Here is an 18,563-nt window from a genome sequence, read left to right as displayed (position 1 = left end):
GCCGAGCGAGGCCCAGTCCGACACAGCACGCGCACAAGGCCGTTTCCTAGGGTGGACGTGTGCACACCCTCACCTCACGACGCCCCCTCACCCCGTTCATGATCGCCGCAGCGCTGCTCGTCGCGTTCGCTCTCCTGCTCGCCTGGCCGCAGCCGGCGGCCGCGCACGACGCGCTCGTGGAGTCCGACCCGGCGGCCGACTCGACCATCGAGACGTTGCCGGACGAGCTCACCCTCACCTTCGGCGCCGCCTTGATCGGCGGCGAGGGATCGACCGAGGTCGTCGTGACGGATGCCGCGGGCGAATCCGTCACCGACGGCCCCGCCGAGGTGGACGGCGCGATGGTGACCCAGCCGTTGACCGCCGGCGGCGAGGCCGGCGAGTACCGGGTGCTCTGGAAGGTCGTCTCCAGCGACGGGCATCCGACGGATGGCGAGTTCCGCTTCACCGTGACCACCGGTTCGGCGCCCGAGACCGCGGCGCCGTCGGCGACGCCCACCGAGAGCGCGTCGAGCGAGCCGAGCGCGTCGACGGCTCCCCCCGCGGAGGAGGGAACGCCCGCCGACGGCGACTCCTTCGTGCGCAATCTGCCCTGGATCATCGGCGGCATCATCCTGGCGGCAGGACTCGGTGCGCTCATCGCCGTGTTGTTGGCGAAAAGCCGCCGCGAACCGGGTGCGGCGGAACAGCACGACGCCGGGTCGGACGACCCTGCAGAGCGATAGGCTTGAGGCATGCCACACTACGACGTCGTCATCCTCGGCGCGGGCCCCGGCGGGTACGTCGCCGCAGTCCGCAGCGCACAGCTCGGCCTCTCCACCGCGATCATCGAAGAGAAGTACTGGGGCGGTGTGTGCCTCAACGTCGGCTGCATCCCCTCCAAGGCTCTGCTCAAGAACGCGGAACTCGCCCACACCCTCAACCACAAGGCCGACTTCTTCGGCATCTCGGGTGACTTCACGATCGACTTCGGCAAGGCGTTCGACCGCTCCCGCGAGGTCGCCGAGGGCCGGGTCAAGGGCATCCACTTCCTCATGAAGAAGAACAAGGTGACCGAGTACAACGGTCGCGGCACCTTCACCGGCCCGAAGGCGATCTCGGTCGCGAAGGCCGACGGCTCCACCGAAGAGGTCACGTTCGACAACGTCATCATCGCGACCGGCTCGAAGGTGCGCCTGCTCCCCGGCGTCGAGCTCAGCGAGAACGTCGTCACCTACGAGGAGCAGATCCTCACCCGCGAACTGCCCGAGTCGATCGTCATCGTCGGCGCCGGCGCCATCGGCATGGAGTTCGCCTACGTCCTCACGAACTACGGCGTGAAGGTCACGATCATCGAGTTCCTCGACCGCGCGCTCCCCAATGAGGACGCCGACGTGTCGAAGGAGATCACCAAGCAGTACAAGAACTACGGCGTCGACATCCTCACCTCCACCAAGGTCGAGAAGGTCGTCGACAACGGCTCGTCCGTCACCGTCACCTACACCGGCAAGGACGGCCAGCAGGCATCCATCGAGGCCGGCAAGGTTCTCATGTCGGTCGGATTCGCGCCGAACGTCGACGGCTACGGACTCGAGGCGACCGGCGTGAAGCTCACCGAGCGCGGCGCGATCGACATCGACGACCACATGAAGACCAACGTCGACGGCATCTACGCGATCGGCGACGTCACGATGAAGCTGCAGCTCGCGCACGTCGCCGAGGCGCAGGGCGTCGTGGCGGCCGAGACCATCGGCGGCGCCGAGACGCAGACGCTGGGCGATTACCGGATGATGCCGCGCGCGACCTTCTGCTCGCCTCAGGTCGCCTCGTTCGGCCTCACCGAGCAGCAGGCCAAGGACGAGGGCCACGACGTCAAGGTCGTGACGTTCCCGTTCATGGCCAACGGCAAGGCGCACGGCCTGGGCGAGCCGGTCGGCTTCGTCAAGATGGTCGCGGATGCTGAGCACCTCGAGCTGCTCGGCGCCCACATGATCGGACCGGACGTCTCCGAGCTCCTCCCCGAGCTGACGCTCGCGCAGAAGTGGGACCTCACCGCTCTCGAGCTCGCCCGCAACGTGCACACGCACCCGACGCTGTCGGAGGCGCTGCAGGAGGGCTTCCACGGACTCGCGGGCCACATGATCAACTTCTGATCCGTCGCCCGAACGGCCCGGCCAGGCATTGCCTGCCGGGCCGTTCGTCGTCTCAGCCGAGGGAGTCGAGCGTCTCCGCGACGACCTCTGCGACGACTCCGGCCGAGGCATCCCGATCGGCCGGGACGAGGCCGATGCGGGTGCGGCGATCGAGCACGTCGTCGGCGTCCAGCGCCCCCTCGGCGCGCACCGCGAAGGCGACCTCGGCGCGGGTGATGTCGATGCCCTCGGCCACCGTCTCGGCGGCGCCCTTACCGCCCGCCGCGAGCACCGACGGGGCCTCTGCGCCGTAGCGGGCGCGCAGCGACGCCGACGACCTCCGGGCGGTCGCGGCGCCGCTGACCGGCACCGGCGAGTCGGGGGCGCCGACCAGCGGGAGCCGGTGGGTCCGGCAGGGCGCGGCATCCAGGCCGGCATGGCGGGATGCGAGGTCGACGGCATCCTGCGCCATCGCCCGGTACGTCGTGAGCTTGCCACCCAGGATGCCGACGACGCCGTTCGACGAGACCTCGACGCGATGGCGCCGCGAGATGTCCGCTGTGGAGGATCCGGCTCCGGACTCGATGAGCGGCCGCAGGCCCGCGAACGTGCCTCGCACGTCGCCGCACGTCAGCGGCCGGTCCAGCGCCTGGGAGAGCGTGCCGAGCAGGAAGTCGATCTCGTCCGCCGTCGGCTGCGGGACCTCGGGGATGCCGCCGGGCGCATCCACGTCCGTCAGCCCCACGATCACGCGCCCGAGCTGCACGGGCAGCGCGAAGACGAAGCGGCTGATCGACCCCGGATGCGGCACGGTCAGCGCCGCCGTCGGGTTGCCGAGCGTCGCGGCATCCAGGACCAGATGCGTGCCCCTGCTCGGCCGCAGACGGATGTCCGGATCGAGGCCTCCGGCCCACACGCCCGCCGCATTGACGACGGCGCGGGCGCGCACCCGGACCGAGCCGCCGCCGAGCTCATCGTGCAGCGTGGCCCCCGAACCGTCGACGTCCGACGCGCGTGTCCTCGTGAGGATCATCGCGCCGTGCGCGCCGCGGTGCGGGCGATCGCGACGACGAGCCGCGCGTCGTCGACGAGCTGCCCGTCGGTGCCGACCACACCACCGCGGAGTCCTCGTCTGCTCAGCGCCGGGAACATTGCGACCGCCTCTGCCGGTGACGCCCGATGCGGTCGCGGCAGGACGCGTCCCGGTGTTCCGGCGACGCGGCGCAGACCGTCCCCCAGCCAGAACCCGATCTCGCCGACGGTGCGCTGCGTCGTCGAGACTCCCTGGACGAAGGGCAGCAGCTGCGGGAGGGTACGGGTCAGGTGCGGGGCGGTGCGGGTCATGAGCAGGTGCCGTTCGACCGCGCTCTCCCTCGCGACGGCGACGTCGCCGGATGCCAGATAGCGCAGCCCGCCGTGCACGAGCTTCGAGCTCCAGCGGCTCGTGCCGAACGCGAGGTCGTGGGCCTCGGCGAGGATGACGGACAGGCCGCGGCTCGCGGCATCCAGAGCGACGCCGGCACCGGTCACCCCGCCGCCGATGACGAGCAGATCGACCTCGTCGCCGCCTGTCATCCGATCCCATTCGCGGATCCTGCGCGTGGCGTTCAGCATCGCCGAGGAGCGGACACCGGTGTTCATGGTCGCAGGTATCCGTCCATCGCACGGGTGAGTTCGGTGTGCCATTCCGCCTCGCCGATCAGGGCGGAGACGGCGTTGTGCGAGAGCACGGCGGACTGCACGATGAGCAGCATCATGACCGACATGTCGTCGGCATCGCCGGGCCTGACGGTACCGCCCCGCTGGGCGTGCACGATGGCATCGGCGAGCCAGCTCAGCATGACGCGCTGGCTCGTGCCGACCCGCTCCAGGCTGTACTGCGTGAACGCTTCCGGCTCGCTCGCGAGCAGGCTGCCGAACACGGCATCCTGCTCGAAGGCATCCGCGAAGCGCACCGCCTCGGCGACGAGCTCGGCCCGTGTGCTCACGGCGGTCTCGAAGCCGTTCAGGAGCAGGACCGTCCGGCGCAGGAGCGCCGCCCGCACGACCTCGTCGACGCTCGACCAGCGCCGGTAGATGGTGGGCCGGCTGACCTTCGCCTCGCGGGCGAGCTCGGCGATCGTGAGCCTGGCCGTTCCCCGCGCGGAGATCAGAGCGGCGGCCCGGTCGAGGATATGCGCGTCCGTGGTATCCCACGACGGCAGATCCGCACGGACCTCGCTGCGGGCGGGGGGCTCGCTGCTTGCTTGACGATCTTCCACAATGTGTCACACTGTAACGCATGACGACGGAGACCACACCTGCCGCGATGATGCGTTGGAACGGATGGGGCGACCCCGACCTCGCCAAGGATCTGCCGCTCGCGGTGCGCGCACTGCTGCCGACGGTGATCGGGCGCGTGCAGCGTCCGCAGCCCGCGGTCTCCCTCGCCGACGTCCGCATAGCGCCCTCCGCGCTCACGGACGACGACCGGCGCGCGCTCGCCGACATCGTCGGCGACGCGCACGTGAGCACCGACGACGAGACGCGCATCCGGCACGCGGGCGGGCGATCGACGATCGACCTCGTCCACCGGCGAACGCCCGATCAGGAGGCTCCGGATGCCGTCGTCTCCCCCGCCGGTCACGACGAGGTCGCCGGCGTCCTGCAGTCCTGTGCGGAGCGCGGGCTGGCCGTGATCCCGTTCGCGGGCGGCACGAGCGTCGTCGGCGCCCTCGATCCGGAGCGCGGGACGCACCGGGCCGTCATCGCGCTGGACGTGCGCCGCCTGAGCGGCCTGCTGCACCTGGACGGGATCAGCGGCGAGGCGCGCTTCCTCGCCGGCACCACCGGCCCCGAGGCCGAGCGGCTGCTCGCCGAGCACGGCTTCGAGCTGGGGCACTTCCCGCAGAGCTTCCTCTACGCCACACTCGGCGGGTTCGCGTCGGCGCGCTCATCCGGCCAGAACTCGGCGGGCAACGGCCGGTTCGACGCGATGGTCACGGCCGTGCGCGTCGCGACCCCGACCGGCGAGGTCGCGCTCGGCGGCGCGCCCGGAACGGCAGCTGGGCCCGATCTGATGCGCGTGTTCCTGGGCGCCGAGGGCATCCTCGGTGTGATCACCGAGCTGAGTCTGCGCGTGCACCGCGTGCCCGAGACGCGCCTGCACGAGGGATGGACCTTCCCCGACTTCGCCACGGGCGTCGACGCCCTGCGGCGCGTCGCCCAGCTCGGCACCGGGCCCACGGTGATCCGTCTGTCCGACGAGGCCGAGACCGGGATCGGACTCGCGCAGCACGGCAGGATCGGCAAGGCCCTGTCGAAGGGATGCAGCGCCGTCACCGTCTTCGAGGGCCACCCCGACGTGGCCGCGGCCCGTCAGGCCCTGACGGCGAAGGTGCTGACGGATGCCGGCGGGCGTTCCACCGGGCCGGAGCCCGCCGAGGAGTGGGCGAAGGGCAGGTTCGGCGCCCCGTACCTGCGCGACGCGCTGCTCGACCACGGCGTGTTCTGCGAGACGCTCGAGACCGCGACGCTCTGGTCGAAGGTCGCCCAGGTGAAGACGGCGGTCACGGAAGCTCTCCGCAGCGGATTCGCCGATCATGACGCGAAGGCGCTCGTGATGTGCCATATCTCGCATGTGTACCCCACGGGGGCCGCCCTCTACTTCACGATCATCGGCAACCTCAAGGGCGATGTCCTCTCCGACTGGGATGCCATCAAGTCCCGTGTGAACGATGCGATCCTGCAGGCCGGCGGCACGATCAGCCACCACCACGGCGTCGGGCGCGACCACGCGCCCTGGCTGGCGCACGAGATCGGCGACGGCGGCATCCGCATCCTGCGAGCGCTGAAGGCCGAACTGGATCCCACCGGCATCATGAACCCCGGCGCCCTGCTGCCGGTCGGGGCGGGCTGACGTGCCGCGCATCCATGTTCTGGGCAATCCGGATGCCGGGCGCGGCAAGGGCGCTGCGCGCACGGATGCCGCGATCGCACGGCTGCGATCGCACGGCATCGACCCGGTCGTGCACCAGGGGTCATCGGCCGCGGATTCCCGGCGCCTCGCCGCCGAAGCGGTCGCCGCGCGTCCGGACGCCCTCGTCATCGTCGGCGGCGACGGGACGCTGGCGACCGTGGTCGACGTGCTGACCGGATCCGGCGTGCCGCTCGTCCTCGTCCCCGCCGGAACCGGCAACGACCTCGCGCGTTCCCTGGGGATCCCGTACGACTCGGCCGAGAGCGCTGCCCTTGCCGTCGACGCCGCGGTCGCCGGCTCCCCGCACTCGCTCGACGTCGGCGAGGCGATCTGCACCGACGCGAGCGCCCGCTTCCTCACGGTGGCCGCCCTCGGCTTCGATGCGAAGGTCAGCGAGCGCACGAACCTGTTGCGCTGGCCGCGCGGCACAGCGCGCTACTACCTCGCGCTGCTGATCGAGCTGTTCCGTCTGGCCCCGATGCGCTTCTCGCTGCGCATCGACGGCGAGGACGCCCGGGTCTCGGACGGGACTCTCATCGCCGTGGGCAACATTCGCAGCTACGGCGGAGGAATGCCGGTGTGCCCCGGCGCCGACCCGCATGACGGACTGTTCGACATCACGCACGTCGGTCCGGTGGGCAGGCTCAAGCTGCTACGGCTGTTCCCGCGTCTGCTGCGCGGCACGCACGTCCAGTTGCCCGAGGTGACGACGATGCACGGACGCGAGATCGAGGTGTCGGCGCCAGGACTCGTGGTCTACGCCGACGGCGAGCGCATCGGCACCGGCAGCGCCCGCATCCGTGTGCTGCCCGGAGCGCTGACCGTGCTGCTGCCGCGGTGACCGAGCCGGGCCCTCAGTCCGCGAACACGCTGAGCTCGCCCGCCACCGCCGTCCCGTCCCGGACGAACAGGGCTGGTCGCCCCATCGGGGCATCCACGCTCTCGCGCGTCACGGACGAGGCCCCGCCGAACACTGCACCGGTCCAGATGTTCTGCCATCTTCCCGGAGGGAAGGCCACGTCGACCGTCGTCGCACCGGCGGAGAGCACGGGTGCGAGCAGGATATCGGGCCCGAGCTGAAGCTCCTCGTCCGCGATGCCGTCGAGCCCGGCATCCGGAGCGAGCATCCACGGATGCTGCACGGCGTCCGCGAGCCCGCCCTGCGCCGCGAGCCGTTCGCGCTCCGGACCGAGCGCCACGAACACCCGGGTCAGCTCGGCGAGCTGCGCGGCCAGCTCCGCATCCTCGGCCGGCTGAGCCGACACGGCGGGCCGGTTGCCCTCATGCGTGCGGAGAACCGGCTGCAGCAGCGACGCCTCCGCCCAGCGGATGACGAGCTCGTCGTCGCGGACGGGATCGGGGATGACCGGCAGATCGATACTCGTGTACCCGCCGATATCGCCGTGCACCTGCGCCATGCCGCTCGCGGACAGCGACTGCGTGAGCGTGACGGTGGAGGCCAGGCCGTCCTCGCGCGACCAGTCCTGCGTCTGATCGCCCAGCCACAGCGCGTCGGCCGCACCGGCCGAGCGGGTTCCTCCGCTGCGGTGCCAGACAAAGCCGTCGGCCTCGAGCCCGGCGATCTCGAGCGCACGCCGATTCACGTCCTGCCAGAGAACGGGCCACCGCACCCGCCAGTCCGCCCCGGACCCGCCGTCGAGCACGGCGTCCGGAGGCGGCCCCTCCGCGAAGTCCGCCATCCAGCCGGATGCTCCGGACCCGGCCGCCTCGTCGGCGATGACCCGCGCCAGCCACTCCCTGGCAGCGGCGTCGGAGAGATCGACCATCGCCGCGGTGAAGCCGTGCTGGTCGATGTCGAGCACGGCGCCGCCCTCGTCCAGCGCCAGGTATCCGGCGGCTGCGGCCTCGGCGTACAGGTCGCGTCCGCCACGGGCCGACGCTGCCGCACCGCTGTCCTCGGACAGGGAGGGATTGACGTAGGTGAGGACGCGGATGCCCTGGGCCTCGAGGTCTGCGACCAGCTGCTCCCAGCCGGGGTACTGCTCGTCGTCGAGGCTCCAGTTCCATTGCAGACGCTCTCCGAAGTCGGTGGTCCGGCGCCCGACCCAGTCCTGCAGCCACACTGCGGCGAGCGGCACATCCGCCGCCTGCAGGGTGGCGACCTTCTCCCGCACCTCGTCCGTGCCGCCCTGGATACCGGCGATCAGTCCGGTTCGCGTCCATGCCGGCGGAGGTTCGGCTGCGCCCGCCCAGGCCGACTGGATCGCCACGGCGTCCGCGGGGGTTGCGGCAGCGGCGAGCGAGAAGTCGGCCGTGCTGCTCCAGACCTCCCAGATCATGCGGTCGTCGGGGCGCAGGTCCACCGAGGAGAACGCGTCGCCGCGGTAGACGAGGCTGCGCGAGAGGCCTGTGACGTTCACGGCGCTCGGGAGGTAGGTGGTGTCCTGCCCGCCGGCCGAACTCGCCGCGAGGTCGACGAGGAACGACAGCGGTACTCGCCCCGCCCGATCCCCTGTTCGCGCGGGATCAGAGGCACGCGGTTGCCACGGAGATCCCACCCGGCCGACTGCGCCCCCAGCCCGTGCACGCCTTCGCCGTCGTCCAGCGCGGCGGTGAGATAGATGCGGTTCGCGGGCTCGGACACCGATATCTCGGCATCCAACCGCCCGGGCGCGCCCTCGCGGAGCCGGAGCGTCCATGTCACCGAGTCGACGTCGTCGAGCGTTCCGCTGAGTGCGAGCGCCCCCTCGGAGTCGACCTCCGCCGCCGTGACGTGCTGCGTGTTCCAGATGGCGTCCTGGTCATCGCTCACCCGGACGAGTCCGAGGTCGTCGATATAGCTCGCGCGTCCCTGGGCGGCTGTGAAGAACGCCTCGCCCGGACCCGTCTGCCACCCCGATGCCGCCGCCTGCGGATGCGTCCCGTGCAGGGCCTCATCGAGCACGATCGTGAACTCGCCGATCCGCCACTCGCCGTCCACCCCGTCGACGATGAGGTCGCCGCGAGGCGGATCCGCGAGCTGCGTGGCCGGCTGCGGTAGCTGCACGGCGACGAAGACGCCTCCGAGGACGCGGCGGCACCGACCAGCGCGAGAACCGCGAGCCCGATCCGGCGCCCGACGCCCCGACGACGAGGTGGCGCGGCTGCGGTGTCGGTCACACGCTCAGTATAGGTTCGGGGCCGTCGCTCACCCCTGAAACAGAGGGGGCTGCGTCAGAAGCCGAGGGCGCGGGCGAGTTTCGAATCGGATGCCGAGGCACGGGCCCCGGTGGCGAAGACGGCCGTCTCGATCGCCGAGAACAGCGCGTCGCGGCCGGTCTCGTCGGCAGGAGCCGCAGGGCCGAGCTCCACTTCCCACTCGCGCCATTCGCGCTGGACGCCCTGTCGCAGGTCGGTGGCGCGGACGCGGTCGTCGACGAACTCGGCGACGACACCGCCGGGGCCTGTGAGCAGGTAGGCGGTGCGCTGGTTCTCGATGCGGGCGAGCGGCGTCAGAGCATCCGTCGTCCAGTGTGCGAGCGCTTCAGCGACGGCATCCGGGACGGTGTCTCCCTCCCCCAGCGGCCAGGCGATCTCGAGCCGACCGTCGCCCTCGCGCGGTCCCTTGATGTGCCAACCGGCGTCGGGGCCTCCCGTGCGCCGGCGCACGGCGACACCGGCGCGGGCGAGAGCCGTGTCAGCGGTGTCGAAGTACCGGGCGTCGAGTTCGCGCGACTCGCCCTGGTCGACCGCGGCGTCCAGACCGCCCCAGTCGGGCAGCGGCGTCGCCACGTCGACGTCGTACTTGCGCTCGATCTCGACGGACCGCGCGCCTTCAGTCATCGCTGAGCGTGAGATCTTCGAGCGCCTCGTCGAACCAGTAGTCGATCTCGGTGGGGCCGTCGCTCTCACCGGTGTTCTGCGCGTCGCCGCGTCGGTTGTAGACCACCTGCGTCTCGCTGTAGGGGACGATCAGCTTGTCGTCGGCATCCTCGATGGGGATGATCTGCCCGTCGAGCGGGCCGCCGTGAAGTCGTGCGATTGCCATGAGCACACAATAGCCCTCTTAAGCCTCCGCGACACCGCTCACGGGTGGCGGGTCATGACGCGGCCTTCTCCGTGGGCTCGGACTTTTCAAGCTGACCGATTCGTTGTCGGCTGACGCCGAACGCGGCAGCCGCGGCCTCGGCGGGGTACCCACGCGCGCGAAGTGCCCGAACCGCGCTGCGACGAAGTACCACGGCGCGCGCCTGGGCGGCGCGGGAGGTCTCCTCTGCCTCTTTTCCATCCCTCCAGAGCTTCGCGATCTCGTCAGGCACGTCGACCTCGACATCGACCGCTACGGCGCTGTCGTCATCGAGCCATGCAGCCGCCAAGTCGTGCGCCGCCTTGTCGATTCCGCGGTAGGTCGTAGCGGCCCCCGTAGCGACGATGGTTCGTCCGTTGGGGCCGGGGGAGGTGAGTTCGGGAATCTTGATCGTCCACCATCCGTCATCGTCACGGTATGCGTGTGCCCGAATCCTGCGAGCCTCGGTCATCGCCGTCGTTCCTCTCAGTTCCAGTTCCGTGGCGTGTCCGGGAACACGTCTTGAATCTGCTTCACGACGCCCGCGGAGACCTCCGTGAGCTGCGACCGATAGGATCCGGGCGCCGTCCTTCGACTTCCAGATTTCGTGACTGCCCTTCGTGCGGGCGATCTCCCAGCCTTGCGACCGGAGAAAGCGTGACACATCACGGTACTTCTGCCGCTTCGTCACAACTCTACGCAACCCCCTCTTGCGCTTCAATGCAAGCCAGCCTGGCATTTTTGCGCATAGCTCATCCGATCGCGATCCCCAGCACCGCACCGATGATCATCCACGGGCCGAAGGCGATGCGCGTCGAACGGTTCGCGCGCCTGAGCGCCATGAGCGCGAGGGCATAGAGCGCGCCGAGGACGAAGGCGGCTGCCGCACCGATCACGAGCACCTGCCATCCGTGCCATCCGAGCACGAGGCCGATGAGGGCGGCGAGCTTCACGTCTCCCCCGCCGATGCCACCCCGGCTCATGGCGCGCAGCACGAGGTAGAAGCCGCCGAGGATCAGCATGCCGGCCAGCGCACCGATCAGCGCCGTCGTCCGCCATGTGACGAGGGCGTCGACGGCGACGAGGACGAGGGATGCCGCGAGCGCCGGCAGCACGATCCGGTTGGGCAGCCGGTGCGTGCGGGCATCGATCGCCAGCAGCCACACCCCGATGCCCGCGAGCCCCAGGTGCACGACGATGACCGCGAGGTCGTACGGCGAGACGGAAGACATGTCGGAAGGCTACGAGAAACGATGCCGGCGCGGACGGGGCTGTGGATAACCGCGATGTCCGATCTACGAATTACCATCGAAGCATCGCTTGATTTATTCGTATTTATCTTCGAGGATGGTTGGCATGGGCACCGCACTTCCCGCCCCCACCGCTCTGGCCCCCGAGAGCATCGCCTCCCGCGCGCAGGAGGTCCATCGTCTGCGCAGCGAGATCTCCCGCATGCAGCGGCGGCGCAGCGACGCACCCTTCCTCCCTCTCGATCCGGCACTGGAGGGGCTGCGGCCCGATTCCGGCCTGCGCGTGGGCTCCTCGTACTCGATCTCCCCCTCTCCGAGCCTGCTCGGAGCCCTGCTGGCAGCCCCGTCGCAGAAGGGATCGTGGTGCGCGGTGATCGGCATGCCCACGATCGGCGTCGAGGCGATGAGCGATCTCGGCGTCGAACTCGAGCGGCTCATCCTCGTGCCCGACCCCGGTCCGCGCTGGCTGACCGTGGCCACGGCGCTGTCCGAGGTGATCCCGATCATCGCCGTGCACCCGCGCAGCCGCGTCCCGGACGCCGACATCGCCCGGCTGAACGCACGGCTGCGCGATCGCGGCTGCACGCTGCTGGTGACCGCGTCGTGGCCGCAGGCAGAGGCGACGATCCGTGTGGAGGAGACCGAGTGGCACGGTCTGGGCTCCGGGTGGGGCCTGCTGTCCGATCGCACCGTGACGCTGCGGGCATCGGGGCGCCGGTTCGAGAACGGCAGGCGCGTGCGGGTGCAGATGCCGACCTCGCTCGGTCGGGTGGATGCCGCACCGGCTGCCGTCCGTCCCGTCGCCGCGCTGCCGCTTCCCGACCACCTGGCGGTGGCCGGATGACCACCCCTCCCCGCCATCTCGTGCTGTGGCTGCCGGACTGGCCGGTGCGCGCGGCGCTCGGCGCCCCGCCGGGCGATGAGCCCGTCGCGGTCGTGCAGGCGAACACCGTGATCGCGTGCTCGGCCTCCGCCCGGGCGCAGGGCGTGCGCCGCGGGCAGCGCCGCCGGCTCGCGCAGACCCGCTCGCCCGGGCTCCGGATCCTGCCCGCCGATCCGCTGCAGGAGCAGCGCATGTTCGTACCGGTGCTGCGTCTGCTCGAAGAGCTCGTGCCCGGCATTCAGCCGCTGCGCCCCGGCCTGGTCGCCCTGCGCGCCCGCGGAGCCGCCCGCTACTACGGCGGCGAGGAGCAGGCCGCACTCCACCTCATCGACGCCCTCGCCGAGCACACCCACCCCGGCTCCCGCGCCGGGGTGGCCGACGGGCTGTTCACCGCCGAGCAGGCCGCCAGGCTCGCCGATCCGGTGCGCGTGGTCGAACCCGGCGGTTCGCGCGCGTTCCTCGCCCCGCTTCCCGTGCAGGCTCTGGCCGACGAGCAGATCACCGCGCTGCTGATCAAGCTCGGCGTGCGGACGCTGGCTGAGCTCGCCGCCCTCGAGGTCGGCCACGTGCGCGACCGCCTCGGCGAGCGGGGCGTGCGGCTGCACGATCTGGCCGCCGGAGCCGATTCGCGACCGCTGACCCCGCAGGCCCCCGAGCCGCAGCTCGCCCGCGAGATCGTGTTCGATGCGCCGCTGGCCCAGGCCGAGCAGGTCGCCTTCGCGGTGCGTCAGACGGCGGACGCCGTGACCGCAGGGCTCGCCGAGCTCTCGCAGGTGTGCACCGAGGTGCGCATCGATCTCACCGACGACGACGGGGGCGTGTCGTCACGGGTGTGGATGCATCCGACCTCGTTCGAGGCGAGCGACCTCGTCGACCGCGTCCGATGGCAGCTCGAATCGATGGCGGGGGCCTTCGCCGATACCGAGAGAGCGGGCGCAGGCATCCTCGAGGTGCGGATCACTCCGACGCGCGTCGATGACAGCGCCCATCATCAGCCCGGCCTGTTCGGGCAGGGGCCGGAGCAGCGCCTGCACCACGCCGTCTCGCGCGTGCAGGCCCTGCTCGGGCATCGCGGCGTCGGGACCCCGCAGATCACCGGCGGGCGCCGGCTCGCCGAGCGGCGCTCTTCCAGCCGTGGGGCGACAAGGCCCCGCATGAACGGGATGCCGGCCTTCCGTGGCCGGGGAGCCTACCCCCGCCGCACCCCTCCGAGGTGTTCGCGCCTCCCGTCCCCGCCCGGGTGACGGCGGCCGACGGCACGTCACCCACCGTCGACGAACGCGGCGCGCTGTCTGCTCCACCGGCACGCATCGAAGACGTGCCGGTGCTCGGCTGGGCGGGTCCGTGGCCGCTTCGCGAGCGGGCATGGGATGCCGAACGCGCCCGGACGGCGCAGCGGTTCCAGATCGTCGACGAATCGCAGCGCGCCTGGCTCGCCCTCTGGGAGGACGGCGCCTGGTGGATCGAGGGGCGGTACCGCTGATGGGCTTCCACAACCCCGCGATGTCGTGGAAAGACCTCGAGAAGACCCTCAGCGGCGAGCCGGGCGGCCCTGGTGAAACCCGTGCGACCAGGACGGACCCCGGCCCGATCAGCCGCAAGCGCAGATCCGAGCCTCCGCCCCCGATCACGCCGCCGGCGGACGCCGTGCCGTACGCCGAGCTGCACGCGCACACCTCGTACTCCTTCCTCGACGGCGCATCCCCGCCGGAGGACCTGCTCGCCGAGGCCGCCCGGCTCGGGCTCACTGCGTTGGCGATCACCGATCACGACGGGTTCTACGGCGCGGCGCGGTTCGCCGAGGCCGCCGACCTCATGATCAGCGCGAACCCGGACGTCCGCCTGCAGACCGTGTTCGGCGCCGAGCTGTCGCTGGACCTCCCCCGCCCCCAGGGCGGCGTTGCAGACCCGGTCGGCGAGCATCTGCTCGTGCTCGCCCGCGGTATGGAGGGGTACCACCGGCTCGCAGGAGCCATCACCCGGGCCCAGCTGCGCGGTGGCGAGAAGGGGCGTCCCGTCTACGATCTCGACGATCTCGCGGCGAGCGCGGGTGGGCAGTGGACGATCCTGACCGGCTGCCGCAAGGGCGGCGTGCGCCAGGGTCTCGCCCGCGGAGATGCCTCCACGCCCCTGCGGCGCCTGGTCGACCTGTTCGGGCACGACGCCGTGGTCGTCGAGCTGGTCGACCACGGCGATCCGCAGGACACCCGCCGCAACGACGCACTCGCCGATCTCGCGGCATCCCTCCGGCTCCCGGTCGTCGCGACGAACAACGTGCACTACTCGGCACCGCACCGCGCGGGGCTCGCCGAGGCGGTCGCCGCCGTCCGGTCCGTGCGCAGCATGGACGACCTCGACGGGTGGATGCCATCGCACGGGTCGGCGCATCTGCGCAGCGGTGCCGAGATGACCGAGCGCTTCGCCCGCTACCCCGGAGCGATCTCGCACGGGTTGCGCATCGCCGCCGAGTCGGCGTTCGAGCTGCGCAGGGCACGGCCCGCCCTGCCGCGGCAGGAGGTGCCGGAAGGACACACCCCGATGAGCTGGCTGCGGCATCTGGTCTGGCAGGCCGTGCCCGATCGCTACCCCCGGCTCGACGACGCGGGGCGTGCACGGATCGAGCGCGAGCTGAACGTGATCGAGGAGAAGGACTTCCCCGGGTACTTCCTCATCGTGCACGGCATCGTCGCCGAGGCGAAGCGCCGCGGCATCCTCTGCCAGGGGCGCGGCTCGGCGGCGGCGAGCGCGGTCTGCTACCTGCTGGGCATCACCGCCGTCGACCCGATCCTCTACGGACTGCCGTTCGAGCGGTTCCTCGCCAGCACCCGCACCGAAGAGCCAGACATCGACGTCGACTTCGACTCCGGCCGTCGCGAGGAGATCATCCAGTGGGTGTACGAGCAGTACGGGCGGGAGCGCGCGGCGCAGGTGGCGAACGTCATCCAGTACCGACCGAAGAACGCCGTGCGCGACATGGCGCGGGCGCTCGGCTACTCCCCCGGTCAGCAGGACGCCTGGTCGCGGCAGGTGGACGGCTGGGGTGCGGGCCTGGAGCCCGCAGACGGCCACGACATCCCCGAGACGGTGCTGGAGTACGCCGGCGAGGTGCTCAAGGCGCCCCGGCATCTCGGCATCCATTCCGGTGGGATGGTGCTCACCGCACGTCCGGTAGGCGAGGTCGTCCCCGTCGAGCATGCGCGGATGCAGGATCGCACCGTCATCCAGTGGGACAAGGACGACGCAGCGTGGATGGGGCTGGTGAAGTTCGACCTGCTCGGGCTCGGCATGCTCGCAGCCCTCCAGAACTGCTTCGACCTCGTGGCGGGGGCGACCGGTGAGACCTGGAAGCTGGAGACCATCCCCAAAGAGGAGCCGGCCGTCTACGACATGCTGTGCCGCGCCGACTCGATCGGCGTCTTCCAGGTGGAGTCCCGCGCGCAGATCGGCCTGCTCCCGCGGCTGCAGCCGCGGGCGTTCTACGATCTCGCGATCCAGATCGCGCTCATCCGTCCCGGCCCCATCCAGGGCGGAGCCGTGCATCCGTTCGTCCGCCGCAAGATGGGCGTCGATGAGATCACCTACCCGCACCCGGCGCTGAGGCCCGTGCTCGAGCGCACCAAGGGCATCCCGGTGTTCCAGGAGCAGCTCATCCAGATGGCGACGACGATCGGCGACTGCACGGCCGATGAGGCCGACACCCTCCGCCGTGCGATGGGGTCCAAGCGGGGCCTGGAGCGGATCGACAGCATCCGCGGCAAGCTGTACGCCGGCATGGCACGGCACGGCCTGTCGGCGGAGCAGTCCGACCGCATCTACGAGCAGATCCAGGCGTTCTCGAACTTCGGGTTCGCCGAGTCGCATTCGCTGTCGTTCGCTCTGCTCGTCTACGCCAGCTCGTGGCTGAAGCTGCACTATCCGGCCGCGTTCCTCGCGGGGCTCCTGGACGCGCAGCCGATGGGCTTCTACTCCGCCGCCACGCTCACCGCCGACGCGCGGCGGCACGGGGTGCAGGTGCGCCGTCCCGACCTGCATCTGTCGGCGGCCGGAGCGACTCTCGAACCGCTGTCGGATGCCGCCGGCCTCACCGACCCCGCGGGCCCCACCGGTCTCGACGCGTGCACGGTGTACGACCAGCCCGCAGCCGGGGAGTTCGACCGCACGGCGCCGGATGAGTCCGCGGCGCATCGCCGAGACGGAGCATTCGCCGTCCGCCTCGGGCTCCTGAGCGTGCGCGGCATCGGCAAGCCGATGGCGGAGCGCATCGCCGCCGAGCGCGACGCGAACGGCCGGTATAAGGATCTGCCCGATCTCGTGCGCCGGACGGATGCGACAGCCGCCCAGCTCGAGGCTCTGGCGACCGCCGGCGCTTTCGAGTGCCTGGGGTTGAGCCGCCGCGAAGGGGTCTGGCTGGCGGGGGCCGCCGCAGAGGATCGCGCCCGCTACCTGCCCGGCACGACCGTCTCGGTGCAGCCGCCGCTGTTCGCGGACCAGACCAGCTACGAGCGGCTCGCCGCCGATCTGCAGACCACCGGGGTCTCCATCGACGATCACCCGATGCTGCATTTCCGCGGGGCGCTGGACGAGCGCGGCGTGCTCACGGCCGAGCAGCTGCGCACGCACGAGGTCGGCCGGCGCATCGAGGTGGCGGGACTCGTCACGCACCGGCAGCGGCCGGCGACGGCATCCGGCATCACGTTCCTCAACCTCGAAGACGAGAAGGGCCTGGTCAACGTGGTCTGCTCGGCCGGGGTGTGGGCGCGCTACAGCCGCGTCGCCAGGGACTCCCCTGCGCTCATCATCCGCGGCATCCTGGAGCGCTCGCCCGAGGGTGTGATCAACGTGCTCGCGGATGCGTTCGAGGATCTGCGCACCGGCATCGAGCACCGTTCCCGCGACTTCCGGTGAGCGCCCGAACCGGCGCGCACGCCGCGCTCACCAGAAGCGCGGCGCCTCCGGCTCGGGCTTGCGGTCCGCCCCGCCCCAGCGCAGTGCTTCGTCGGTGACGGCGGATGCCGCCGCATCCGCCCCGCGCAGCGCGACGTCCGCCTCGGCCGCGCCGGGGCCGGTCGGGTCCACGAGCAGCGTGGTGCTGACGCCCGACCTGCCGGTGTGGAGCGTGCACTCCAGGACCCGGCCGACCCAGCTCACCGCCCCTGCGGACGGCGGGCGCGCATGCTCGTAGCGGATCCGGGTGTCGAGGTCCGTCAGAGCGACGATCGCGCGCTCGCCGTTCTCGTCCACGCGTTCGACCACCTCGACGCGATGCCCGTGCGGAATCGCAGCCGGCTCGGCGATGATGATCGTCCTGTCCATGGCTACAGCCTACGAAGCGCCGTAGCCATGGCAACCCCCGGTTCGCTCTAGACTCGCTGCATGCCGTCAACGCTGCTCTCGCGTCTGGGAGCTCGGACGGGCCGGCTCTACTTCGCCGCGCAGGCTCTGCTCGGGGCCGCATGGTGGATCGCCGTCGCGCTGTCCGATCCCGAGCGGTCGGGGACGGTCCGCGAGCTCACGCTCGGGCACCTCGACCCCGCCTGGGTCGCGGCGCTGGATGTTCCGCTGTTCGTGCTCGCCTCCGGCATCGTCGCACTCGGGGTGCGCAGCGCCGTCTGGGTCGTCGTGCCGTGGACCGCGATGGTCACCGCCGCCCTGGGCGTGTACGCGACGGTCACCGGGCTGGCGGGGTGGGGCGTGCTGTGCATGATCGCCGCCACCGCGGGCAGCATCGGGGCCGGGATGCTGGTGCTGCTCGGCCGCCTGCCCACGGAGTGGATCCTGTTCGGCCCGTTCTCGTTCCGGCTCGCGACGGCGACGACGAACCGGGAGCACATCACGCGCTCCGCCCTGCAGATCGTCGTGTTCTGGGGGCTGTTCCTCGGGGTCATCCCGGCGATCATCGTCTTCTTCGAGCAGCGCTGGCACCTGCACCTCGATGTCCCCGCGGAGGTGCGGTGGGGCGGCGGCCTCCTGTTCGTGGCCGCCGGAGGGCTCGGGCTCTGGTCGGCCTACACGATGTCGACGCGCGGCGAGGGCACACCGCTGCCGTCGGCGATGGCGCGGCGACTGGTGATCGACGGCCCCTACCGGTTCGTGTGCAATCCGATGGCGATCGCGGGCATCGCCCAGGGCGTCTCCGTGGGTCTGCTCGCGGGATCCTGGCTGGTCGTCGTGTATGCCCTCAGCGGGTCTCTGATCTGGAATTGGATCGTCCGCCCGCTCGAGGAGGAGGATCTCGCGGCGCGATTCGGCGACGAGTACGCCGAGTACGCCTCGGCTGTACGGTGCTGGATCCCGCAGCTGCGGCCGTTCCGCGCCGACGTGAACATCCGGTGACTCTGCGCAGATCCTCAGGGCC

19 protein-coding genes and 1 pseudogene are annotated in these 18,563 nt (G+C 71.2%); 9 read left to right on the top strand and 11 right to left on the bottom strand.

What is annotated here, in order from left to right; genetic code table 11:
• Positions 1 to 59 precede the first annotated feature (59 nt).
• The gene (locus tag HWX58_RS11945) at positions 60 to 725 is read left to right on the top strand and encodes a copper resistance CopC family protein (RefSeq protein WP_227530744.1); all 666 of its coding nucleotides are present in this window, start codon (positions 60 to 62) and stop codon (positions 723 to 725) included.
• Between the two features lie 9 nt (positions 726 to 734).
• Complete coding sequence (lpdA, locus tag HWX58_RS11940; RefSeq protein WP_175988019.1) at positions 735 to 2,132, top strand: dihydrolipoyl dehydrogenase; 1,398 nt, start codon at positions 735 to 737, stop codon at positions 2,130 to 2,132.
• Positions 2,133 to 2,184: 52 nt separating this feature from the next.
• Here the strand turns inward: lpdA and HWX58_RS15565 are convergent, their stop codons facing one another.
• From HWX58_RS15565 to HWX58_RS11930, 3 genes are read right to left on the bottom strand one after another with little or no spacing between them, the layout of a single operon-like run.
• The gene (locus HWX58_RS15565; protein ID WP_250646220.1) at positions 2,185 to 3,144 is read right to left on the bottom strand and encodes a glycerol-3-phosphate dehydrogenase/oxidase; all 960 of its coding nucleotides are present in this window, start codon (positions 3,142 to 3,144) and stop codon (positions 2,185 to 2,187) included.
• Entirely contained in the window at positions 3,141 to 3,752 is a 612-nt protein-coding gene (locus tag HWX58_RS15560; RefSeq protein ID WP_250646219.1) for an FAD-dependent oxidoreductase, read from the bottom strand. The genes HWX58_RS15565 and HWX58_RS15560 overlap by 4 nt, the downstream gene beginning before the upstream one ends.
• Positions 3,749 to 4,372: a TetR/AcrR family transcriptional regulator gene (locus HWX58_RS11930; RefSeq protein WP_250646218.1), complete on the bottom strand. Its 624-nt coding sequence runs from the start codon at positions 4,370 to 4,372 to the stop codon at positions 3,749 to 3,751. Before HWX58_RS11930 ends, HWX58_RS15560 begins: the two co-directional genes overlap by 4 nt.
• 20 nt (positions 4,373 to 4,392) lie before the next feature.
• On the opposite strand from HWX58_RS11930, the gene HWX58_RS11925 reads away from it, so the two are divergent.
• Complete coding sequence (locus HWX58_RS11925) at positions 4,393 to 6,009, top strand: FAD-binding oxidoreductase (protein WP_250646217.1); 1,617 nt, start codon at positions 4,393 to 4,395, stop codon at positions 6,007 to 6,009.
• A 1-nt stretch (position 6,010) separates the two neighbouring features.
• Complete coding sequence (locus tag HWX58_RS11920; protein ID WP_175988018.1) at positions 6,011 to 6,910, top strand: diacylglycerol/lipid kinase family protein; 900 nt, start codon at positions 6,011 to 6,013, stop codon at positions 6,908 to 6,910.
• A 13-nt stretch (positions 6,911 to 6,923) separates the two neighbouring features.
• Here HWX58_RS11920 and HWX58_RS11915 read toward each other — a convergent pair whose 3' ends face one another.
• From HWX58_RS11915 to HWX58_RS11890, 7 genes and pseudogenes are all read right to left on the bottom strand, one after another.
• Positions 6,924 to 8,450, bottom strand: coding sequence for a TIM-barrel domain-containing protein (locus HWX58_RS11915; protein ID WP_175988016.1), 1,527 nt, complete (start codon positions 8,448 to 8,450; stop codon positions 6,924 to 6,926).
• Positions 8,447 to 9,076, bottom strand: coding sequence for a hypothetical protein (locus tag HWX58_RS11910; protein ID WP_175988014.1), 630 nt, complete (start codon positions 9,074 to 9,076; stop codon positions 8,447 to 8,449). Before HWX58_RS11910 ends, HWX58_RS11915 begins: the two co-directional genes overlap by 4 nt.
• 167 nt (positions 9,077 to 9,243) lie before the next feature.
• A complete protein-coding gene (locus HWX58_RS11905; protein ID WP_175988012.1) occupies positions 9,244 to 9,852 on the bottom strand; it encodes a CYTH domain-containing protein in 609 nt (202 codons plus the stop codon).
• Positions 9,845 to 10,057, bottom strand: a complete 213-nt coding sequence (locus HWX58_RS11900; protein ID WP_175988010.1) for a response regulator — start codon at positions 10,055 to 10,057, stop codon at positions 9,845 to 9,847. Before HWX58_RS11900 ends, HWX58_RS11905 begins: the two co-directional genes overlap by 8 nt.
• A gap of 52 nt (positions 10,058 to 10,109) precedes the next feature.
• The gene (locus HWX58_RS11895) at positions 10,110 to 10,547 is read right to left on the bottom strand and encodes a hypothetical protein (protein ID WP_227530964.1); all 438 of its coding nucleotides are present in this window, start codon (positions 10,545 to 10,547) and stop codon (positions 10,110 to 10,112) included.
• 93 nt (positions 10,548 to 10,640) lie between these two features.
• A pseudogene (locus tag HWX58_RS15450) lies at positions 10,641 to 10,814 on the bottom strand (type II toxin-antitoxin system HicA family toxin); the annotation flags it as partial.
• Between the two features lie 13 nt (positions 10,815 to 10,827).
• Positions 10,828 to 11,307, bottom strand: coding sequence for a prepilin peptidase (locus HWX58_RS11890; protein WP_175988006.1), 480 nt, complete (start codon positions 11,305 to 11,307; stop codon positions 10,828 to 10,830).
• Positions 11,308 to 11,431: 124 nt separating this feature from the next.
• On the opposite strand from HWX58_RS11890, the gene imuA' reads away from it, so the two are divergent.
• The 4 genes from imuA' to HWX58_RS11875 are packed head-to-tail and all read left to right on the top strand — an operon-like array spanning position 11,432 to position 17,113.
• Complete coding sequence (gene imuA' / locus HWX58_RS11885; protein ID WP_175988003.1) at positions 11,432 to 12,169, top strand: DnaE2-dependent mutagenesis accessory factor ImuA'; 738 nt, start codon at positions 11,432 to 11,434, stop codon at positions 12,167 to 12,169.
• Positions 12,166 to 13,452, top strand: a complete 1,287-nt coding sequence (locus HWX58_RS11880) for a DNA polymerase Y family protein (protein WP_250646216.1) — start codon at positions 12,166 to 12,168, stop codon at positions 13,450 to 13,452. Before imuA' ends, HWX58_RS11880 begins: the two co-directional genes overlap by 4 nt.
• The gene (locus HWX58_RS15175) at positions 13,422 to 13,691 is read left to right on the top strand and encodes a hypothetical protein (RefSeq protein ID WP_250646215.1); all 270 of its coding nucleotides are present in this window, start codon (positions 13,422 to 13,424) and stop codon (positions 13,689 to 13,691) included. Before HWX58_RS11880 ends, HWX58_RS15175 begins: the two co-directional genes overlap by 31 nt.
• Positions 13,691 to 17,113, top strand: coding sequence for an error-prone DNA polymerase (locus HWX58_RS11875; protein WP_175988115.1), 3,423 nt, complete (start codon positions 13,691 to 13,693; stop codon positions 17,111 to 17,113). Before HWX58_RS15175 ends, HWX58_RS11875 begins: the two co-directional genes overlap by 1 nt.
• Before the next feature lie 27 nt (positions 17,114 to 17,140).
• Here the strand turns inward: HWX58_RS11875 and HWX58_RS11870 are convergent, their stop codons facing one another.
• Entirely contained in the window at positions 17,141 to 17,521 is a 381-nt protein-coding gene (locus HWX58_RS11870) for a hypothetical protein (protein WP_175988001.1), read from the bottom strand.
• A gap of 60 nt (positions 17,522 to 17,581) precedes the next feature.
• Here HWX58_RS11870 and HWX58_RS11865 point away from each other — a divergent pair, with 60 nt between their 5' ends.
• Positions 17,582 to 18,541 carry a methyltransferase family protein gene (locus tag HWX58_RS11865; RefSeq protein WP_175987999.1) on the top strand — a complete coding sequence of 320 codons (960 nt, stop codon included), beginning with the start codon at positions 17,582 to 17,584 and terminating at the stop codon, positions 18,539 to 18,541.
• Positions 18,542 to 18,563: the final 22 nt, after the last annotated feature.

Origin of the sequence: Microbacterium tenebrionis, from assembly GCF_903645325.1 — a bacterium.
Taxonomy (GTDB): Bacteria; Actinomycetota; Actinomycetes; order Actinomycetales; family Microbacteriaceae; genus Microbacterium; species Microbacterium tenebrionis.
Note: the sequence above shows the minus strand (reverse complement) of the source record. Positions and strands in the feature narration are given on the sequence as shown.

Excerpts from the sequence above, each read along its gene's own strand:
- HWX58_RS11890 (WP_175988006.1), bottom strand. The coding sequence starts at position 11,307 with ATGTCTTCCGTCTCGCCGTACGACCTCGCGGTCATCGTCGTGCACCTG.
- HWX58_RS15560 (WP_250646219.1), bottom strand. The coding sequence starts at position 3,752 with ATGAACACCGGTGTCCGCTCCTCGGCGATGCTGAACGCCACGCGCAGG.
- lpdA (WP_175988019.1), top strand. The coding sequence starts at position 735 with ATGCCACACTACGACGTCGTCATCCTCGGCGCGGGCCCCGGCGGGTAC.
- HWX58_RS11870 (WP_175988001.1), bottom strand. The coding sequence starts at position 17,521 with ATGGACAGGACGATCATCATCGCCGAGCCGGCTGCGATTCCGCACGGG.
- HWX58_RS11905 (WP_175988012.1), bottom strand. The coding sequence starts at position 9,852 with ATGACTGAAGGCGCGCGGTCCGTCGAGATCGAGCGCAAGTACGACGTC.
- HWX58_RS11880 (WP_250646216.1), top strand. The coding sequence starts at position 12,166 with ATGACCACCCCTCCCCGCCATCTCGTGCTGTGGCTGCCGGACTGGCCG.
- HWX58_RS15565 (WP_250646220.1), bottom strand. The coding sequence starts at position 3,144 with ATGATCCTCACGAGGACACGCGCGTCGGACGTCGACGGTTCGGGGGCC.
- imuA' (WP_175988003.1), top strand. The coding sequence starts at position 11,432 with ATGGGCACCGCACTTCCCGCCCCCACCGCTCTGGCCCCCGAGAGCATC.
- HWX58_RS11895 (WP_227530964.1), bottom strand. The coding sequence starts at position 10,547 with ATGACCGAGGCTCGCAGGATTCGGGCACACGCATACCGTGACGATGAC.
- HWX58_RS11900 (WP_175988010.1), bottom strand. The coding sequence starts at position 10,057 with ATGGCAATCGCACGACTTCACGGCGGCCCGCTCGACGGGCAGATCATC.
- HWX58_RS11925 (WP_250646217.1), top strand. The coding sequence starts at position 4,393 with ATGACGACGGAGACCACACCTGCCGCGATGATGCGTTGGAACGGATGG.
- HWX58_RS11865 (WP_175987999.1), top strand. The coding sequence starts at position 17,582 with ATGCCGTCAACGCTGCTCTCGCGTCTGGGAGCTCGGACGGGCCGGCTC.
- HWX58_RS11875 (WP_175988115.1), top strand. The coding sequence starts at position 13,691 with ATGGGCTTCCACAACCCCGCGATGTCGTGGAAAGACCTCGAGAAGACC.